Source organism: Tepidimonas sp., assembly GCF_036824975.1.
In the GTDB taxonomy this organism is placed as follows: Bacteria; Pseudomonadota; Gammaproteobacteria; order Burkholderiales; family Burkholderiaceae_C; genus Tepidimonas.
Genome location: NZ_DAISZC010000120.1, coordinates 1 through 2,559, shown reverse-complemented (window position 1 = coordinate 2,559; position 2,559 = coordinate 1). Strand labels below are relative to the sequence as shown.

Annotated in this window: 2 protein-coding genes; one reads left to right on the top strand and one right to left on the bottom strand. The window is 68.5% G+C overall.

The features are described from left to right. Nucleotides 1–1,172 (bottom strand): methionine adenosyltransferase (gene metK, locus V7Z54_RS09780; RefSeq protein ID WP_334136215.1); only part of this gene is annotated, 1,172 nt, incomplete at its 3' end. A gap of 266 nt (nt 1,173–1,438) precedes the next feature. On the opposite strand from metK, the gene V7Z54_RS09775 reads away from it, so the two are divergent. Beyond that, a complete protein-coding gene (locus V7Z54_RS09775; protein WP_334136214.1) occupies nt 1,439–2,332 on the top strand; it encodes a lysophospholipid acyltransferase family protein in 894 nt (297 codons plus the stop codon). The last annotated feature ends 227 nt before the right edge of the window (nt 2,333–2,559 follow it).

Sequence of the window (2,559 nt, the reverse complement as noted above, 5' to 3'; positions counted from 1 at the left end):
CCCGCCAAATCCCGCAGCACCTGCACCTTGTCGGTGCGCTCCCACGTGAACTCGGGCTCGTCGCGGCCGAAGTGGCCGTAGGCGGCGGTTTTGCCGTAGATGGGGCGCAGCAGGTCCAACATCTGGATGATGCCTTTGGGCCGCAGGTCAAACACTTCGTTGACGATGGCGGCGATTTTCTCGTCGGGGATGACGCCCGTGCCTTCGGTGTAGACCGTCACGTTGATGGGGCGCGCCACGCCAATGGCGTAGCTGACCTGGATTTGGCACTGGCGCGCCAGGCCAGCCGCAACAATGTTCTTGGCCACGTAGCGCGCGGCGTAGGCGGCGGAGCGGTCCACCTTGGTCGGGTCCTTGCCGCTGAAGGCGCCACCGCCGTGCGGGCAGGCGCCACCGTAAGTGTCCACGATGATCTTGCGGCCGGTCAGGCCGCAGTCACCCTGCGGGCCGCCGATGACAAAGCGCCCGGTCGGGTTGATGAGGTAGCGCGTGTCTTTGAGCCACTCCTTGGGCAGCACGGGCTTGATGATTTCCTCGATGCACGCCTCGATAAATTCGGGCTTCATGCGCTTGCCGTCGCTCATCTCGGGGCTGTGCTGGCTGGACAGCACCACGGTGTCGATGCTGTGCGGGCGGCCGTCCACATAGCGCATCGTGATTTGGCTTTTGGCGTCAGGGCGCAGAAAGGGCAGCCGCCCATCTTTGCGCAGCTGCGCCTGGCGCTCGACGATGCGGTGCGCGTAGTAGATGGGGGCGGGCATGAGCTCGGGCGTCTCATCGCAGGCGTAGCCGAACATCAGCCCCTGGTCGCCGGCGCCGGTGTTGAGGTAGTCGTCGCTGGCGTGGTCCACGCCCTGGGCGATGTCGTTGCTTTGCTTGTCGTAGGCCACCAGCACCGCGCAGCCCTTGTAGTCGATGCCGTACTCGGTGTTGTCGTAGCCGATGCGCCGGATGGTGTCGCGCGCCACCTGGATGTAGTCCACGTGGGCGTTGGTGGTGATCTCGCCGGCCAGCACCACCAGGCCGGTGTTGCACAGCGTCTCGGCGGCCACGCGCGAGCGCGGGTCTTGCTCCAAAATGGCGTCCAGAATCGCGTCGGAGATCTGGTCGGCCACCTTGTCGGGGTGGCCTTCGGAGACGGATTCGCTGGTGAAGAGGAAATCGTTCGCCATGGCTATACACTCCTTGTGTGGTGGTTGCCGGCGTTCGGCCGGCCCCTTGCGGGAATGATGGCGAACGCTTTAGCGGCATTTGTGAATCGCCCGCAAGTAGTTCGGTAACTCGGCGATGGGCGCCGATTGTACTGCGGGTCCGTCGGGACGGTCGAGGCGGGCCCGTTGGCGTTGGGGTGGATGACGGCGCGCGCCGTGCGCGACGTCCGCGGCGGCCCGTCACCGTTTGCGCGCCCGCCGGTTTCGTTGCATACGCACCGTTGTTCATGACCCGTGTGGTTTTGCTGTTGGCCCGCTGGCCACTGCCGTTGCTGCAGGCGCTGGGTTGGCTGGGGGGGTGGCTGGCGTGGCTGGCCTCGCCCACCTACCGCCGGCACTGGCGCGCGCATACCCGGCTGGCGGGGGTGCGTGGCTGGGTGCGCTGGGCGTCGGTGGGGGCGGCGGGCCAGCAGGTGGCGGAGCTGCCGCGGCTGTGGTTTGGCGCTCCGGTGCCGGTGGGTTGGGAGGGGGCCGCGTATATCGAGGCGGCGCTGGCGCAAGGACAGGGGGTGCTGTTTTTGACGCCGCATCTGGGGTGCTTTGAGGTCACCGCGCGAGCCTACGCCGAGCGCTTTGGCGTGCCAGCGGGCAAGCCGATCACGGTGTTGTACCGCCCCTCGCGCCACCCGTGGCTTGACGCGCTGCTGCGCCAGGCGCGGCAGCGCCCGGGTCTGGCGGCAGCCCCCACCACGCTGGCCGGGGTGCGGCAGTTGATGCAGGCGCTGCGCCGCGGCGAGGCGGTGGGGCTGTTGCCGGACCAGGTGCCGCCCGAAGGGCTGGGCGTGTGGGCGCCGTTTTTTGGCCAACCGGCGTACACGATGACGCTGGCGGCGCGGCTGGCGCAGCAGCCCGGGGTGCAGGTGCTGCTGGCCTGGGGGCAGCGGCGGTCGTGGGGGCGCGGTTATGTGGTGCATGTGCAGCCGTGGGCGCTGGCGATGGAAGAACCGCTGGCCGCCGACGCGGCGTTGGCGGCGGCGCAGATCAATCGCGCCATGGAGCGGTTGATAGGGCGCGCACCGGATCAATATCTGTGGGGTTACGCGCGCTACAAGACACCCAGGCCGTTGCGGATCGATGGCCCGGGCCGCGGCGATGCAGAGCAAGGCAGCGATCGCCGGTAGCCGTGGCGGGGTGTCCCCTGCACGGCGCAGGGCAGGGCGCAGCCCTGCGCGCGATGGGCAGCTCAGGTGCCGCGCGCACGGGCAGAGCCCAGAGGAGGAACGCAGCGTACGCGATGGGTAGCAGAGGTGGCCGCGCACCGGGTGTTCGGTGATCACGCCGGGCCAAGGAAAGTCTCGATGCGGCTCAGTACATGCTGGGGCTGCTCGTGCTGCATCCAGTGCGAGGC

Bases quoted from the DNA above. Each gene is read 5' to 3' on its own strand.
- V7Z54_RS09775 (WP_334136214.1), top strand. From the start codon at position 1,439: ATGACCCGTGTGGTTTTGCTGTTGGCCCGCTGGCCACTGCCGTTGCTG.